The following is a 14,895-nucleotide window of genomic DNA, read 5'->3' as shown; positions in this document are numbered from 1 at the left end:
GACCATGACATCCTCTTCGCGAGCAGGCTCGCTCCCACAGGTAAAGCAAGCAGTTGAGCGGTGTTCTTACTTCTCGACGAACGCACGCTCGATCAGGTAATCACCCGGCTCGCGCATCCGCGGCGAAACTTTCAGGCCAAAGCTATTCAGCACTTCGCTGGTCTCGTCGAGCATGCTCGGGCTGCCGCACAGCATGGCGCGGTCGTCCTGCGGGTTGATCGGCGGCAGACCGATGTCGCTGAACAGCTTGCCGCTGCGCATCAGGTCGGTCAGGCGCCCTTCGTTCTCGAACGGCTCGCGGGTCACGGTCGGGTAGTAGATCAACTTGTCACGCAGTGCTTCACCGAAGAATTCGTTCTGCGGCAGGTGCTCGGTGATGAATTCGCGGTAGGCGACTTCGTTGACGTAACGTACGCCGTGGCACAGGATCACTTTTTCGAAACGCTCATAGGTTTCCGGATCCTGGATGACGCTCATGAACGGCGCCAGACCAGTGCCGGTGCTGAGCAGGTACAAATGCTTGCCAGGCTTCAAGTCATCCAGCACCAGCGTGCCCGTAGGCTTCTTGCTGATGATGATCTCGTCGCCTTCCTTCAGATGCTGCAATTGGGAAGTCAACGGACCATCAGGCACCTTGATACTGAAGAACTCGAGATGCTCTTCCCAGTTCGGGCTGGCAATCGAGTAAGCGCGCATAAGCGGGCGGCCATTGGGTTGTTGCAGGCCGATCATCACGAACTGACCGTTCTCGAAGCGCAGGCCCGGATCACGGGTGCACTTGAAGCTGAACAGAGTGTCGTTCCAGTGATGAACACTGAGGACACGCTCGTGGTTCATGTTGCTCATGTACGGGGACTCCTGGAGATTGTCGGCGCATGCTCCGCATTCTTTGAGCGGCGCGCAATTGCATCGCATTCTAATAGCAGTGACAATATCTGTTAAATGGATTATTAAGATAAGGGTTATCGGTTATATCGATATGCGATTTACTCTCCGTCAACTTCAAGTATTTGTCGCCGTCGCACAGCAGGAAAGCGTGTCCCGTGCTGCGGGCCTGCTTAATCTATCGCAATCGGCGGCGAGCACCTCGATCACCGAACTGGAGCGCCAGTCCAGCTGCCAGCTGTTCGACCGTGCCGGCAAACGGCTGAGCCTCAACGCCCTCGGCAAACAGCTGCTGCCGCAAGCGGTGGCGATGCTCGACCAGGCCAAGGAGATCGAAGACCTGCTCAACGGCAAGTCCGGTTTTGGCTCGTTGGCGGTGGGCGCGACCCTGACCATCGGCAATTACCTGGCCACGCTGCTGATCGGCAGCTTCATGCAGCGCCACCCTGAAAGCCAGGTGAAGCTTCATGTGCAGAACACCGCCAATATTGTGCAACAGGTCGCCCACTACGAAATTGATCTGGGTCTGATCGAAGGCGACTGCAGCCACCCGGACATCGAAGTGCAGAGTTGGGTCGAAGACGAGTTGGTGGTGTTTTGCGCCCCTCAACATCCGCTGGCGCAACGCGGCATCGCGACCATGGATGAATTGAGCCATGAAGCCTGGATTCTGCGCGAACAAGGCTCCGGCACGCGGCTGACGTTCGATCAGGCCATGCGTCATCACCACAGCGCGCTGAACATTCGCCTGGAACTGGAACATACCGAAGCGATCAAGCGCGCGGTGGAGTCCGGATTGGGGATTGGCTGTATTTCACGGCTGGCACTGCGCGATGCGTTCCGCCGAGGCAGCCTGGTCCCGGTGGAAACACCGGACCTGGACCTGGCGCGGCAGTTCTACTTCATCTGGCACAAGCAGAAATACCAGACGTCGGCCATGCGCGAGTTCCTCGATCTGTGCCGCGCTTTCACCGCGGGGGTCCAGCGCAGCGACGAGATCGTGCTGCCGACGATCGCTTAAAGCAGAATCACCGCCCACACCAGGGCGATCATGGTCAACGCCACCAGTTGCGCGGCGCTGCCCATGTCCTTGGCGTTTTTCGACAGCGGGTGCCGCTCAAGGGAGATGCGGTCGATGGCCGCTTCCACTGCCGAGTTGAGCAACTCGACAATCAAGGCCAGCAGACAGACCGCAATCAGCAACGCCTGCTCAACGCGACTGACGTTCAAGAAGAACGACAAGGGGATCAGGATGACGTTGAGCAAAACCAGCTGCCGGAAGGCCGCTTCGCCGGTGAAGGCTGCGCGCAGGCCGTCAAAGGAATATCCAGAAGCATTGAGGATGCGTTTCAGGCCGGTCTGGCCTTTAAAAGGGGACATGTGGTAGCTGACCAAAAATGGAGTGGGAAAACTAGATTAACCAAAGTCAAAAAAGCGTGAAGTTGCCAACCCTTAGTGGCTCGAAATTGACTCAAGTTGTTGCAGGAGCAATGCCGCCTGGGTTCGGGTTCGCACATTCAGTTTACGGAAAATCGCGGTGACGTGGGCCTTGATAGTCGCTTCGGAAACGCCCAGCTCGTATGCGATCTGCTTGTTCAGCAGGCCTTCGCAGACCATGGTCAACACCCGGAACTGCTGTGGGGTCAGGCTGGCAAGGCCCTCACTGGCCGCTTTGGCCTCATCGGAGACGCTGACCGCTTCAAATGCCTGGGGTGGCCAGTAAACGTCGCCATCAAGTACTGCACGCACGGCTTTCTGGATCACGCTCAAGTCACTGGACTTGGGAATAAAACCGCTGGCGCCAAATTCACGGGACTTGACCATCACCGAGGCTTCTTCCTGGGCGGAGACCATCACCACGGGAATCTGAGGGTACTGGCCGCGCAACAGCACCAACCCGGAAAAACCATACGCCCCCGGCATATTCAGATCCAGCAGCACCAGATCCCAGTCGGCCTTTTCGGTCAGTCGGATTTCCAGTTCGGCAATGCTCGCCACTTCCACCAGACGGACATCGGGGCCAAGCCCCAGGGTCAACGCTTGATGCAAGGCAGAACGAAAAAGCGGGTGGTCATCGGCAATCAGGATTTCGTATGTGGCCATTTTTCAAATGATCCTGTTTTTCAAACAACTCGAGGTGCAGCCACGAAGCTGTACCAATAGGGCACGTTCAACACCAATGCCTACGGTGTATCTAACTCAGGCCGCGCCCCAATCGGCGCCAAGCATGCCCAGCGAAGCCAGGGTGGTCAAGCCACATGGCCAGTACAGTCTTTTGCAGTATGGGCGACAATCAGCCCATGACAGAGACGTCGCTCCGCACAAACGGCAGCAACTCGGCATGCGCCGGTGTTTCAACATTCATCTCAAGCTGCCGTTTTGCATCGAGGTAATGCTGACTGAAGACATCGAAATAGGCGTCCAGAGCTGATGCCGCCTGCACATCACCCGCCAGATCAAGGCACAGCGCCGCGACTTCCGCGGTGCACAGGTGCTCGCTGCGGGTAGACCGACGCAATTGATAGCGGGAGAGTTTTTCAGGCAGCAGGCTAAGGATTGGCAACCCATCAAAATAAGGGCTTTTGCGGAAAATCTTCCGGGCTTCGGTCCAGGTCGCGTCCAACAGAATGAACAACGGTCGCCTGGCGCTATCCACCGTCACACTGTGGGTCACACGCTCGGGCTCGACATACTCGCCCGGAAACACCAGATAAGGTTGCCATTGCGGGTCGGATAACAGCGCAAGCAATTGCTGATCGACTTCGGTTCGCGACCAGATGAACGCGTGGTTATCGCGCACCACATCCGCGATCAGCCAACCGGTATTGCTCGGCTTGAACACTTCCTTGCTGGTCATGATCAGGCACACCCCGGAGCGGGTCTCGACCTGCGGGCGCCAGGCGCACAGGCAATGACTCTCGATCACACGGCAGGCGCGGCAACGGGTTGCGCGCCAGCCACGGGCCTGAATCGGCTTGATGCCTTCATCTTCGCGTTGATCGCGCAGGCGGGCTACGGCGTTGGGGGCATGTTTCATCGTGGGCAACGCCGGCATACTGGGGAACTCGACACGAATAACTCTCGGGGCAATAAAGACGGGCAGTTTACCAGAGCGGTCGGCACAAGCCTGTACCGTCCAGACGGGCTCCCCTATAATTCGCCGCCATTGAACGCACAGTCACGTGGCGGGTCGAACCACCAGTCACTGAACCAGGAGAGTTTCATGCTGCGCCTTATCGTTCCCACCGCTGCCATTCTGTTAGCGTCGTCCATCAACGCTCAGGCTGCATCCCTGAGTGAGCAGAATCTGAACAGAGAGCTGCGAAACGTCGCCGAACAAAGCAGCGTCGGCACGCCACGGGCGATCAACGAAGACATTCTCGATCAGGGCTACACCGTCGAAGGCAATACACTGATCAACCATTTGAGCGTGCAAAGCAGCCACGCCGACAAGATGCGAGCTGACCCGAAAGCGGTGTACTTCCAGCTTGGCGCCTCCGTATGCAGAAACGACGGCTACCGCAAGCTGATGAAGAAGGGCGCGATCATGCGTTACGACTTCACCGAGGTGAAGACCAATCGCGCGATTGGCTCCGCCAGTTTCCAGGAATCCGATTGCCCGAAAGCCACACCGACGAAGAAGAAGTAACTATCTGGATTTGGCGCGCCGCTGTTCATCTTCGGCGCGCAGATCTGCCAACAATGCCTGCAGGTAACGCGAGCGCCGCTCTGCTCCCTCCAGTCGTCGGCAGCACTCCTCTTCAAGACTCAAATGATTGGTCTCGGCTGATGACTTCAGCAATCGATACAGTTGCGTATCGATCTCTATTTCCAGAACGACTCTGGCCATGACTGGCTCCCGCCTCCTTGCTCTTCGCTCCTGTTGAGCGATATATCCTTAAACCTCTTGCTACGTGCGTCCTGCCGTTGACGCGAAGTTGTCGTGTGATACCTGTAACTTAGTAAATCAGAGTACAGAACAGGCGGCGCACGTTCGGACGAGCGGCGAAACCTCCTTGCGAATCGTCAGCAAGCGGTTGCCAGGAAAGACTTTGCGGGGCAATGATCAAGGCAGCGCAAATCACTCCAAGGGTCTAGATTCAAGGTATCCACGTTCACTTGTTCAGGGCAGGAAAAGGGGCCGCCCGATACGTATTGCGTTATGCGAATATTTCTTTCATCCAAGGGAAAAACAGAGCCTGTTTGGATGACCCGATGACCATTCGGGTCAAGTGGATCGCCCAGGCATGGGCTTGGGCAGACAACGACACAGGAGTGTCGTGGCGTCGATACTTGTTTTGTCGGGGCCGAGGGTTCTGTGCAGAAGGAGAAGTTGAATGCCTTACCAACCGAATGACCTCTTGAGCCGTCATTTTGAAGAAAGCGGCCACGACCTCATCAGCAAGGTCGAAGAACAACTCAACCTTGTTTCACCCAACAGCCCGAACACCCCCATCTACCGCGACATGATCCTGACCGTGCTGCGCATGGCCCAGGAAGACCACAATCGCTGGAATGCCAAGATCACCTTGCAGGCCCTGCGCGAACTGGAGCACGCATTCCGTGTGCTTGAACAGTTCAAGGGCCGACGCAAGGTCACGGTGTTCGGTTCGGCCCGCACCCCCATGGAACACCCGTTGTACGCACTGGCCCGGGAACTCGGTGCCGCGCTGGCACGCTCGGACATGATGGTCATCACCGGTGCCGGTGGTGGCATCATGGCCGCGGCCCACGAAGGATCCGGGCTGGCACACAGCCTGGGCTTCAACATCACCCTGCCCTTCGAACAGCATGCCAACCCCACCGTCAACGGCACAACCAACCTGCTGCCCTTCCACTTTTTCTTCACCCGCAAGCTGTTCTTCGTCAAGGAGGCCGATGCACTGGTGCTGTGCCCTGGCGGTTTCGGTACCCTGGATGAAGCGCTCGAAGTGCTAACACTGATCCAGACCGGCAAGAGCCCACTGGTGCCGGTGGTGCTGCTGGACGCGCCGGGTGGCAAATTCTGGCAAGGGGCGCTGGACTTCATCCACCAGCAACTGGAGGAAAATCGCTACATCCTGCCCACCGACATGAAACTGGTCAGACTGGTCTACAGCGCCGAGGAAGCTGTCGAACACATCAACCAGTTCTACAGCAACTTCCACTCCAGCCGCTGGCTCAAGCATCAGTTCGTGATTCGCATGAACCACAAGCTCAGTGACCGAGCACTCGAACACATGCAGGAAGCGTTCGCTGACCTGTGCCTGAGCGATCATTTCCACCAGCATACCTACAGCGGCGAAGAACACGATGAAGCGCAGTTCAGCCATCTGGCTCGACTGGCCTTCTCCTTCAACGCCCGCGATCATGGCCGGTTACGAGAGTTGGTGGACTACATCAACCTGCCGGAAAACTGGGCACAACCCCAGCCACAGGCACAACAGCGCGCGCGGGAATCTTCAAAGGTTACGTGAGGCAAAAAAACGGCCCGCTATCGAAATAGCGAGCCGTTTCAGTCAATCGTCCATGCTCCGGCCACTGAACAAGCGGCCGATCATTTCCATGGAATATCCCCGATAGGCCAGGAACCTGCCCTGCTTGGCACGTTCCCGGGCGTCTATCGGTAAGTGCCCGGAGAACTTGCGCCGCCAGGTATCTTCCAGTTGAACCTGCCAATCGATACCACACTCGCGCAAGGCCAGTTCGACATCGCTACGTTGCAGGCCGCGCTGGCTTAACTCTTCACGAATGCGCAAAGGGCCATAGCCGGAACGGGCACGGTAGGAAACGAAACTTTCGAGGTAACGGGATTCGGAGAGCAAGCCCTCTTCCGTCAATCGGTCGAGTGCTGTTTCGATCATTTCGGGGAGAGCGCCGCGCTGACGCAGTTTACGCGTCAGCTCGACTCGACCATGCTCGCGTCGCGCGAGCAGGTCCATGGCGGTTCGCCGCACCGCGACGAGTGTATCGAGTACGGCGATCATCGGATCAATCAGATATCAGCGTCAGCCAGATCGTCTTCGGTCTCTTTGACCGCTGAGGCCTTGGAGTCCGCGATCACGGCCGGAGACAGCAATTTGTCACGCAGTTGCTTCTCGAGTTTTGCTGCGACTTCCGGGTTGTCCGCCAGGAACTTGGCCGAGTTAGCCTTGCCCTGACCGATCTTGGTGCCTTCGTAGGCATACCAGGCACCGGATTTTTCGACGAAGCCGTGCAGAACACCCAGATCGATCATCTCACCATTGAGGTAGATGCCCTTGCCGTAAAGAATCTGGAACTCGGCCTGACGGAACGGCGAAGCCACCTTGTTCTTCACAACCTTGACGCGGGTTTCGCTACCGACAACTTCATCACCCTCTTTCACCGCGCCAGTACGGCGGATGTCCAGACGAACCGATGCATAGAACTTCAGCGCGTTACCACCGGTGGTGGTTTCCGGGCTGCCGAACATCACACCGATCTTCATACGGATCTGGTTGATGAAGATCACCAGGCAGTTGGCGTTCTTGATGTTACCGGTAATTTTACGCAGCGCCTGAGACATCAGACGGGCTTGCAGGCCCACGTGCATGTCACCCATTTCGCCTTCGATTTCAGCCTTTGGTACCAGTGCCGCCACGGAGTCGACGATGATCACGTCAACCGCGTTGGAACGCACCAGCATGTCGGTGATTTCCAGGGCCTGTTCACCGGTGTCCGGCTGGGAAACCAGCAGGTCGTCGACGTTGACGCCAAGCTTGCCGGCGTACTCAGGGTCGAGGGCGTGTTCGGCATCGACGAATGCGCAGGTCGCGCCGGCTTTTTGAGCCTGGGCGATCACGGACAATGTCAGTGTGGTTTTACCGGAAGATTCAGGACCATAGATTTCAACAATACGGCCTTTTGGCAGACCGCCAATGCCCAGTGCGATGTCCAGACCCAGAGAGCCAGTGGATATAGCCGGGATCGCCTGACGGTCCTGATCGCCCATACGCATTACGGCACCCTTGCCGAATTGACGTTCGATCTGACCCAGGGCCGCAGCCAAGGCTTTCTTCTTGTTGTCGTCCATTAAAGTCCTCACGTAATCAATAAGGCCTGACGGCCAACACCTGTATAAGTAGCCAGTATTATTCCACAGGGTTTAAGGATCGCCTACCCCTGATTTGAGATTTCTGCCGCGGCATACCGCAGCAGCCCCTCTAGCGCGGCCTTCACCGTTTGTCGGCGGACCTCGTCGCGGTTGCCGGGGAAGTGCTGTACCTCGCTGAACACCTGCTCACCCACACCCCAGGCCAGCCAGACAGTGCCTACCGGCTTGCTCGGGGAGCCACCGTCCGGTCCTGCTACGCCACTGACCGCCACCGAAAAATACGCACGGCTTCTTTCCTGGGCGCCCCTTGCCATCGCCTCGACCACTTCGCGACTGACCGCCCCCACCGTGGTGAACAATCCCACAGGAACATCCAGTTGCAGCGTTTTCTGTCGATTGGAGTAGGTGACATAACCGGCTTCGAACCACGCCGAACTTCCCGGAATACGGGTAATTGCCTCGGCGATCCCGCCACCGGTGCAAGACTCCGCGGTGGTGACGTGGGCATTGAGAACCTGCAGGCGTCTGCCAAGTTCAGCGGCCAACTGGGTGATTTCTTTCACGGTCATCTCCTGATCGAGCGGAATGAGGACTACCGTACACGAGCAGATCGCGCTTGCAAGTTACAGCATCGATCAAAATGTTAGCGGGCTGGCGAAGGCTGGCATAACACCGCCCTCGCCCGTGCCCAGAGCTGCAAGCGATCCTGCAGTCCGTTCAAGCCACCATTGATTCGACGGGTAATGCTGTTGAACTGGTCGCGGTCGGCCAATTCATTAAGACCGTTTTGCTCCCAGAACCACGCTGCGGATTCGGCTGCCCATTGGGGCTGCTCCAGTAGTTCAGGCACGTCAAGCAGACGCTCGTCGCCAAACAGCCCGCGGCTGCATTCGCGATAGTTGTGTCGACCCGTGATCTGGATAAGGCCTCGACCGCGATAGCGTTGGCCATCGCCGTCGGGTTCCGGGGTGTTGCCCAGGCGCGCAGCCAACGCACCGGTGTCGTACTTGTTCAGATATTGATCGCTACCCAATTCACGCACGTATTGCAACTGCCCCGACTCGTGACCGACTTGTGCCAGGAACGCTGCAATGCGCATGGGCGTATTGATGTTGCGGTGAGCCATGGCGCTGTCGAGGACTGATATGAAAACGCCCGCTTGGGAGCGGGCGTTGGGGAAGATCTTCAGTAACTGCTGCTCGGTCAGAAGCATCGTTTGCTCCACTGGTTAAGAGGTGAGTTTCACAGGCTTCTCCGTAAAAACACCTGCACTGTCTCCAACGGCTCGCCGATCCTGTTGAACTCAAGATTACAGGCTCGACCGGCGAGGGTGACCGCTTCAATTGTTGCGTCGTGTTAGGTCTTCGGGCCCAGGCAAGTTGCCGTGTGGCAACTATTGATCCGGACGAGAATCATGCGGCGGTACTTCGCATACGCCAATTCGCCTGGCCGCCCAGCGTTCATAAAGGCCAATGGCGACATCAGCGCCCGCCATCGCCGTGAGGCAACCGAACGCGCCCGCCGCCCAGATGGACATGCCGGCGGCATACAGCAGCATGATGGCCGAGATCCCGCAGATCATGCAGGCTCCGGAACGCAGTGCCAGGCGTCGCAACAAAGACCAGCCGCGGGCGCCCTCCTTGTCGGCGCGCCACATTTCGCCGCAGACCCCACCCATCAAGGCGAGCACGATGACCAGCCAGATCGGCAAGTCCAGCAACGCCTGTAGCTCGTTTGTCATGTCACGCCTCCTGGTGGGGGTGATTGATCAGTGACCTTAAACAACGCGCAGCACACGCGTTGTCGATACATTTTCCAACAGCAAGCGCATCCAGCCCCACCGACGGCAGAGCTGGATGTATCAGTCACTTTTAATCGGACGATAGAGCGACTTGCAGAGCCATGCGGCTCAAACTGCCCATGTCCAGATATCAAAGGTCTTGAAAGAAGTCCCGTCGATCAGCCGGATTGGACGGTAGGTCGGTTTGTACCCGAATCGTGCCCAGACAGGCGTTTCTTTCACGACAGAAAAGCCGCCGTTCGGTTGCAGCCGCAGCACGACGCCTGAATGACCTGCGGTGCCGGAGTTCCACAAAGGCACATCGTTAGCGGCATAAACAACAAAGTTGCCATCAGCCTGCATGACAGCCTTGACCGCCCCTTTGTTCTGCGTGTAGCTCGCCCAACGAACACTCCAGTTCGGACCGTAGACCACAACGTTTCCGTCCCCCTGGAAAATCAGGGCGCTATCACCGGAAAAATAGGGCATGCCCATGGCAAGCTCGGCAGGGCCACTGATAACCACGGAAGCGGTAGAGCCGGCAATCGGCGCAATTGACGGCGTACCGCTCCAGATCGCCTGGGAGTCAACCAGTACGATGTTCCCGTCGTCCTGCAGAACCAGGTGGGTTCGGTTCCATTGATCCTCACTGGTAAACGTACTGTTGTTCGACAGCCAGGTACGCGCCCGCGCCGGGTCATATAGGAATGCGCCGTACTGAATGAAGAACTGTGTCGGTTCATTGTTACGCAATGGAATGGTTGAACTGTAGGGCTGAGCCTCATTAGCGACCCATGCCACCGCGCCATTGTCCAGCAGCACCAGATTGCCGTCGGCCTGAAGCAGTAGCTTGAATCGGCCGTTTGGTGAAAGAAGGAACTGCCCCGGGGTCATGGTTTGATAAGCGGGGAGAATCGAAGTGCCGCTGCCTTGAAACGGAATACGTGTACGTCCTGCCATGTTTATCACCTATTGAGTCGAATGGTTTTGTGCGCGGGATTGCGCTTTCATGTCGCTCAATGGCGATCGCTCAAGGCTCGCGGCCTTCACGTGATTCAATGTTCCGCATCGGGAGCATTTGACTTGGAGCTCGGTGTACTCACCCACTCGGGCGAGAAGTCTTTTGCACTGCCCACATCTGTAATCTTTCAACATCACGATGCCTCCTGGCTTCTGCCGAATCCTTTCTGTAGATGAGGTTGATAGGCCCCGGACGAGGTAGTTATTCCGAAAAGCCCGACTTGCATCGGGCTTTTCTGTGCGGTCCTTCGCATTGACCTTTCGGCGCTGCTGGCGCGGTACGGGTCCATTCAAATTGTTCTTCCGACCGCGGTCCCTGCCCGCCGGATAACTGCTTCTGGTGCTTTACGCTGCACACCCGGGTCAGTTGCCAACCCTCTGAACCGTTGAGGCCGGTTCATCGCTGCCTTTTTTGGTGGAACTAAAGAGCTTCTTTGCGAACCGCTTTGTTGAGCGGCTTGAGATAAAGAATATGCATGGATGCATATACAGTCAATGCACAAATGCATTTATTTATGCACTGCAAATGCACTAACGCATGAAACGCCTATAAACAAAGGTGTTGGCGGTTTTTGCCAGGCGAAAAAAAACCCGCCTGATGGCGGGCTTTATCTGACAGCGTTGAGGTTAGCGAGCGTACATGCCCCACCAGAAGACGTGACCAAGGATGACGATTTGCTCTTCCTGCATTTCCTGGAAGCTATAGTCCTCGTCCGGGTGCTCATCGCGGTTGAAGCTGCGCAGCCGAATGCCGGTGGGCAGACGATAAAGCTGTTTCACCCGTAACTGGCCGTTGTGATTGATTGCATAAAGGTCGCCATCAATAATGTCGCCAATCCCGCACTTGCCGGCATTGACCCCGACCGTGGCACCGTCGCGCAGTACCGGCAACATGCTGTTGCCACGCACGGTCACGCATTTGGCCTGGTCGAACTGCACCCCGTTATGGCGCAAACTGCGCTTACCGAAGCGCAGGCTAGAGCGCTCGCTCTCTTCGATGACAAATCTTCCTGATCCCGCAGCCAATTCAACCTCGCGAAGAAAGGGGACCGATACTTCGTCGTCGTCGACGGGTGTATCGTCGTCCCACAGACTTATGTCCTTGAGCTCAGCATGCAATTGATCGCGCCCGCCAGCGGTCGCCGGCGCGACTTCTGCACGGCCGCGCAACTGGTCGGTACTCACGGCGAAGTACTCGGCGATCTTCGATATGTGTTTATCCGAAGGATCGACGATCTTCCCGCTGAGGATCCGCGAGAGTGTGGATTGAGGCACGCCGGTGCGACGGTGAAGCTCCGTGGGGGAGATCCCGTGTTGATCGAGCAGCGCTCTCAGGACGGTAGAAACATTGCGTTTGTGCATAACGCGCATAGTGCTTGTTCTTTTCACGGAAGACAAATGCCAAATTGCATAATCAGTGCATAAGCGATGCATAACGCATCAGAAACGGACCACGCGGCGTTCCTGCCTGCGTCCGGCAGACCGCCCATGTTAATCTTGCGCCCATTGCGGAAAAGCCGGGCCGACGCCCCACTTTTGCCCCACACCTTTGAACGAGTTTTCCGATTCCCAATGAATAAAGCCCTCTCCGACCTGTCCTCCCACACGCCGATGATGCAGCAGTACTGGCGCCTGAAGAATCAGCACCCAGACCAGTTGATGTTCTACCGCATGGGCGACTTCTACGAGATCTTCTATGAGGACGCGAAGAAGGCCGCCAAGTTGCTCGACATCACCTTGACCGCCCGCGGGCAGTCGGCCGGCCAGGCAATTCCGATGTGCGGGATTCCTTACCACGCCGCCGAAGGTTACCTGGCGAAGCTGGTGAAGCTCGGCGAGTCCGTGGTGATCTGTGAGCAGGTCGGCGATCCGGCCACCAGCAAGGGGCCAGTGGAGCGCCAGGTGGTGCGGATCATCACGCCGGGGACGGTGAGTGACGAAGCGCTGCTGGATGAGCGTCGGGACAACCTGATCGCGGCTGTGCTGGGTGATGAGCGTCTGTTCGGCCTGGCGGTGCTGGACATCACCAGCGGCAACTTCAGCGTGCTGGAAATCAAGGGCTGGGAAAACCTGCTGGCGGAACTGGAGCGGGTCAATCCGGTGGAATTGCTGATCCCGGATGACTGGCCGAAGGATCTGCCGGCGGAGAAACGCCGTGGGGTTCGTCGCCGTGCGCCGTGGGATTTCGAGCGTGACTCGGCGCTGAAAAGTCTTTGCCAGCAATTTTCCACCCAGGACCTGAAAGGTTTCGGGTGCGAGAACCTGACCCTGGCCATCGGCGCTGCCGGTTGCCTGCTGGCCTATGCGAAAGAAACCCAGCGCACCGCCCTGCCACACTTGCGCAGCCTGCGTCATGAGCGCCTCGACGATACCGTGGTGCTGGACGGCGCCAGCCGTCGCAACCTGGAACTGGACACCAACCTGGCCGGCGGTCGCGACAACACACTGCAATCGGTGGTCGACCGCTGCCAGACCGCCATGGGCAGCCGCTTGCTGACCCGTTGGCTGAACCGCCCTCTGCGTGACCTGAAGATTTTGCTGGCCCGCCAGACGTCGATCACCTGCCTGCTCGACGCCTACCGTTTCGAAAAGCTGCAACCGCAACTCAAGGAAATCGGCGACATCGAGCGGATTCTCGCGCGAATTGGCCTGCGAAACGCCCGCCCTCGGGATCTGGCACGCCTGCGCGATGCCCTCGGCGCCCTGCCTGAACTGCAAGTGGCGATGACCGAGCTTGAGGCCCCGCATCTGCAACAGCTCGCGACCACTACCAGCACCTACCCGGAACTGGCCGCGCTGCTGGAAAAAGCCATCATCGACAACCCGCCGGCGGTCATCCGCGACGGCGGCGTATTGAAGACCGGTTACGACAGCGAACTCGACGAACTGCAATCGCTCAGCGAGAACGCGGGACAATTCCTGATCGATCTCGAAGCCCGGGAAAAGGCCCGCACCGGCCTGTCTCACCTGAAGGTCGGGTACAACCGCATCCACGGCTACTTCATCGAATTGCCGAGCAAGCAAGCCGAGTCGGCGCCCGCCGATTACATCCGCCGTCAGACCCTCAAGGGCGCCGAGCGTTTTATCACACCGGAACTCAAGGCTTTCGAAGACAAGGCGCTGTCGGCCAAGAGCCGCGCCCTGGCCCGGGAGAAGATGCTTTACGAAGCGCTGCTCGAGGACCTGATCGCGCAATTGCCACCGCTGCAGGACACCGCTTCGGCGCTGGCTGAACTGGACGTGCTCAGCAACCTGGCCGAGCGTGCATTGAACCTTGACTTGAACTGCCCGCGGTTCGTCAGTGAACCGTGCATGCGGATCACCCAGGGTCGTCACCCGGTGGTCGAGCAAGTGCTGACCACGCCGTTCGTGGCCAATGACCTGAGCCTCGATGACAATACGCGCATGCTGGTGATCACCGGTCCGAACATGGGCGGTAAATCCACCTACATGCGCCAGACCGCGCTGATCGTGCTGCTGGCCCATATAGGCAGTTTCGTACCGGCGGCCAGTTGTGAATTGTCGCTGGTGGATCGCATTTTCACCCGGATCGGTTCCAGCGATGACCTGGCAGGCGGGCGCTCGACCTTCATGGTCGAAATGAGCGAAACCGCCAACATCCTGCACAACGCCACCGAGCGCAGCCTGGTATTGATGGATGAAGTCGGGCGCGGCACCAGTACGTTCGACGGTTTATCCCTGGCCTGGGCGGCGGCGGAGCGACTGGCGCACTTGCGTGCCTACACGCTGTTCGCCACCCACTACTTCGAGCTGACGGTTCTGCCGGAAGCCCAACCGCTGGTGGCCAACGTGCATCTCAACGCCACTGAGCACAACGAACGTATCGTGTTCCTGCACCACGTGCTGCCGGGGCCCGCCAGCCAGAGCTACGGCCTGGCGGTGGCGCAGCTGGCCGGCGTGCCCAGTGAAGTGATCGCGCGCGCCCGTGAGCATTTGAGCCGCCTGGAAGACACCGCCCTGCCCCATGAAGCGCCCAAGCCTGCCAAAGGCAAGCCGGCCGCGCCACAGCAAAGCGATATGTTCGCCAGCCTGCCGCATCCGGTGCTGGATGAACTGGCCAAGCTCGACCTGGACGATATGACGCCACGTCGTGCGCTCGAAATGCTCTATACACTAAAGACACGGATCTAACGCA

17 protein-coding genes are annotated in these 14,895 nt (G+C 58.2%); 4 read left to right on the top strand and 13 right to left on the bottom strand.

Features of this window, described 5'->3' with window-relative positions; translation table 11 throughout:
• Positions 1-66: 66 nt before the first annotated feature.
• Positions 67-846, bottom strand: coding sequence for a ferredoxin-NADP reductase (gene fpr, locus GPL81_RS11630; RefSeq protein WP_003443014.1), 780 nt, complete (start codon positions 844-846; stop codon positions 67-69).
• A 133-nt stretch (positions 847-979) separates the two neighbouring features.
• On the opposite strand from fpr, the gene GPL81_RS11625 reads away from it, so the two are divergent.
• Entirely contained in the window at positions 980-1,906 is a 927-nt protein-coding gene (locus tag GPL81_RS11625; protein ID WP_160106826.1) for a LysR family transcriptional regulator, read from the top strand.
• Here GPL81_RS11625 and GPL81_RS11620 read toward each other — a convergent pair.
• From GPL81_RS11620 to GPL81_RS11610, 3 genes are all read right to left on the bottom strand, one after another.
• A complete protein-coding gene (locus tag GPL81_RS11620) occupies positions 1,903-2,265 on the bottom strand; it encodes a diacylglycerol kinase (protein ID WP_095197038.1) in 363 nt (120 codons plus the stop codon). The two genes, GPL81_RS11625 and GPL81_RS11620, sit on opposite strands and share 4 nt — an antisense overlap.
• A 72-nt stretch (positions 2,266-2,337) precedes the next feature.
• Entirely contained in the window at positions 2,338-2,988 is a 651-nt protein-coding gene (gene erdR, locus GPL81_RS11615) for a response regulator transcription factor ErdR (RefSeq protein WP_096513133.1), read from the bottom strand.
• 190 nt (positions 2,989-3,178) lie between these two features.
• Complete coding sequence (locus tag GPL81_RS11610; protein WP_160106825.1) at positions 3,179-3,922, bottom strand: tRNA-uridine aminocarboxypropyltransferase; 744 nt, start codon at positions 3,920-3,922, stop codon at positions 3,179-3,181.
• 186 nt (positions 3,923-4,108) lie between these two features.
• On the opposite strand from GPL81_RS11610, the gene GPL81_RS11605 reads away from it, so the two are divergent.
• On the top strand, positions 4,109-4,534 hold the full coding sequence (locus tag GPL81_RS11605; protein ID WP_096513134.1) for a PA3611 family quorum-sensing-regulated virulence factor: 426 nt from the start codon (positions 4,109-4,111) through the stop codon (positions 4,532-4,534).
• Here the strand turns inward: GPL81_RS11605 and GPL81_RS11600 are convergent, their stop codons facing one another.
• Positions 4,535-4,735 (bottom strand): hypothetical protein, encoded by a 201-nt coding sequence (locus tag GPL81_RS11600; protein WP_096513135.1) that lies wholly within the window; start codon positions 4,733-4,735, stop codon positions 4,535-4,537.
• A 487-nt stretch (positions 4,736-5,222) separates the two neighbouring features.
• Between GPL81_RS11600 and GPL81_RS11595 the strand changes: the two genes are divergently transcribed.
• The gene (locus GPL81_RS11595) at positions 5,223-6,341 is read left to right on the top strand and encodes an LOG family protein (RefSeq protein WP_160106824.1); all 1,119 of its coding nucleotides are present in this window, start codon (positions 5,223-5,225) and stop codon (positions 6,339-6,341) included.
• 42 nt (positions 6,342-6,383) lie between these two features.
• Here the strand turns inward: GPL81_RS11595 and recX are convergent, their stop codons facing one another.
• The 8 genes from recX to GPL81_RS11555 all read right to left on the bottom strand — a co-directional run bounded on the left by recX (position 6,384) and on the right by GPL81_RS11555 (position 12,110).
• On the bottom strand, positions 6,384-6,851 hold the full coding sequence (gene recX, locus GPL81_RS11590) for a recombination regulator RecX (RefSeq protein ID WP_160106823.1): 468 nt from the start codon (positions 6,849-6,851) through the stop codon (positions 6,384-6,386).
• Positions 6,852-6,859: 8 nt separating this feature from the next.
• Complete coding sequence (gene recA, locus GPL81_RS11585; RefSeq protein ID WP_003222269.1) at positions 6,860-7,918, bottom strand: recombinase RecA; 1,059 nt, start codon at positions 7,916-7,918, stop codon at positions 6,860-6,862.
• An 83-nt stretch (positions 7,919-8,001) separates the two neighbouring features.
• Positions 8,002-8,502, bottom strand: a complete 501-nt coding sequence (locus tag GPL81_RS11580; protein ID WP_160106822.1) for a CinA family protein — start codon at positions 8,500-8,502, stop codon at positions 8,002-8,004.
• An 80-nt stretch (positions 8,503-8,582) separates the two neighbouring features.
• A complete protein-coding gene (locus GPL81_RS11575; protein ID WP_160106821.1) occupies positions 8,583-9,152 on the bottom strand; it encodes a glycoside hydrolase family 19 protein in 570 nt (189 codons plus the stop codon).
• A 180-nt stretch (positions 9,153-9,332) separates the two neighbouring features.
• Entirely contained in the window at positions 9,333-9,680 is a 348-nt protein-coding gene (locus tag GPL81_RS11570) for a phage holin family protein (RefSeq protein WP_160106820.1), read from the bottom strand.
• A 168-nt stretch (positions 9,681-9,848) separates the two neighbouring features.
• Complete coding sequence (locus GPL81_RS11565; RefSeq protein WP_160106819.1) at positions 9,849-10,679, bottom strand: putidacin L1 family lectin-like bacteriocin; 831 nt, start codon at positions 10,677-10,679, stop codon at positions 9,849-9,851.
• A 9-nt stretch (positions 10,680-10,688) separates the two neighbouring features.
• A complete protein-coding gene (locus GPL81_RS11560) occupies positions 10,689-10,874 on the bottom strand; it encodes a Com family DNA-binding transcriptional regulator (RefSeq protein WP_096513142.1) in 186 nt (61 codons plus the stop codon).
• A 492-nt stretch (positions 10,875-11,366) separates the two neighbouring features.
• Complete coding sequence (locus tag GPL81_RS11555) at positions 11,367-12,110, bottom strand: LexA family transcriptional regulator (RefSeq protein WP_160106818.1); 744 nt, start codon at positions 12,108-12,110, stop codon at positions 11,367-11,369.
• A gap of 201 nt (positions 12,111-12,311) precedes the next feature.
• Here GPL81_RS11555 and mutS point away from each other — a divergent pair, with 201 nt between their 5' ends.
• Positions 12,312-14,891, top strand: a complete 2,580-nt coding sequence (gene mutS / locus GPL81_RS11550; protein ID WP_160106817.1) for a DNA mismatch repair protein MutS — start codon at positions 12,312-12,314, stop codon at positions 14,889-14,891.
• Positions 14,892-14,895 lie beyond the last annotated feature (4 nt).

This window comes from Pseudomonas izuensis, from assembly GCF_009861505.1.
Lineage (GTDB): Bacteria > Pseudomonadota > Gammaproteobacteria > Pseudomonadales > Pseudomonadaceae > Aquipseudomonas > Aquipseudomonas izuensis.
Note: the sequence above shows the minus strand (reverse complement) of the source record. Positions and strands in the feature narration are given on the sequence as shown.

Excerpts from the sequence above, each read along its gene's own strand:
- mutS (WP_160106817.1), top strand. The coding sequence starts at position 12,312 with ATGAATAAAGCCCTCTCCGACCTGTCCTCCCACACGCCGATGATGCAG.
- GPL81_RS11610 (WP_160106825.1), bottom strand. The coding sequence starts at position 3,922 with ATGAAACATGCCCCCAACGCCGTAGCCCGCCTGCGCGATCAACGCGAA.
- fpr (WP_003443014.1), bottom strand. The coding sequence starts at position 846 with ATGAGCAACATGAACCACGAGCGTGTCCTCAGTGTTCATCACTGGAAC.
- GPL81_RS11560 (WP_096513142.1), bottom strand. The coding sequence starts at position 10,874 with ATGTTGAAAGATTACAGATGTGGGCAGTGCAAAAGACTTCTCGCCCGA.
- erdR (WP_096513133.1), bottom strand. The coding sequence starts at position 2,988 with ATGGCCACATACGAAATCCTGATTGCCGATGACCACCCGCTTTTTCGT.
- GPL81_RS11595 (WP_160106824.1), top strand. The coding sequence starts at position 5,223 with ATGCCTTACCAACCGAATGACCTCTTGAGCCGTCATTTTGAAGAAAGC.
- GPL81_RS11600 (WP_096513135.1), bottom strand. The coding sequence starts at position 4,735 with ATGGCCAGAGTCGTTCTGGAAATAGAGATCGATACGCAACTGTATCGA.
- GPL81_RS11565 (WP_160106819.1), bottom strand. The coding sequence starts at position 10,679 with ATGGCAGGACGTACACGTATTCCGTTTCAAGGCAGCGGCACTTCGATT.
- GPL81_RS11575 (WP_160106821.1), bottom strand. The coding sequence starts at position 9,152 with ATGCTTCTGACCGAGCAGCAGTTACTGAAGATCTTCCCCAACGCCCGC.
- GPL81_RS11555 (WP_160106818.1), bottom strand. The coding sequence starts at position 12,110 with ATGCGCGTTATGCACAAACGCAATGTTTCTACCGTCCTGAGAGCGCTG.
- recX (WP_160106823.1), bottom strand. The coding sequence starts at position 6,851 with ATGATCGCCGTACTCGATACACTCGTCGCGGTGCGGCGAACCGCCATG.
- GPL81_RS11625 (WP_160106826.1), top strand. The coding sequence starts at position 980 with ATGCGATTTACTCTCCGTCAACTTCAAGTATTTGTCGCCGTCGCACAG.
- GPL81_RS11605 (WP_096513134.1), top strand. The coding sequence starts at position 4,109 with ATGCTGCGCCTTATCGTTCCCACCGCTGCCATTCTGTTAGCGTCGTCC.
- recA (WP_003222269.1), bottom strand. The coding sequence starts at position 7,918 with ATGGACGACAACAAGAAGAAAGCCTTGGCTGCGGCCCTGGGTCAGATC.
- GPL81_RS11620 (WP_095197038.1), bottom strand. The coding sequence starts at position 2,265 with ATGTCCCCTTTTAAAGGCCAGACCGGCCTGAAACGCATCCTCAATGCT.
- GPL81_RS11570 (WP_160106820.1), bottom strand. The coding sequence starts at position 9,680 with ATGACAAACGAGCTACAGGCGTTGCTGGACTTGCCGATCTGGCTGGTC.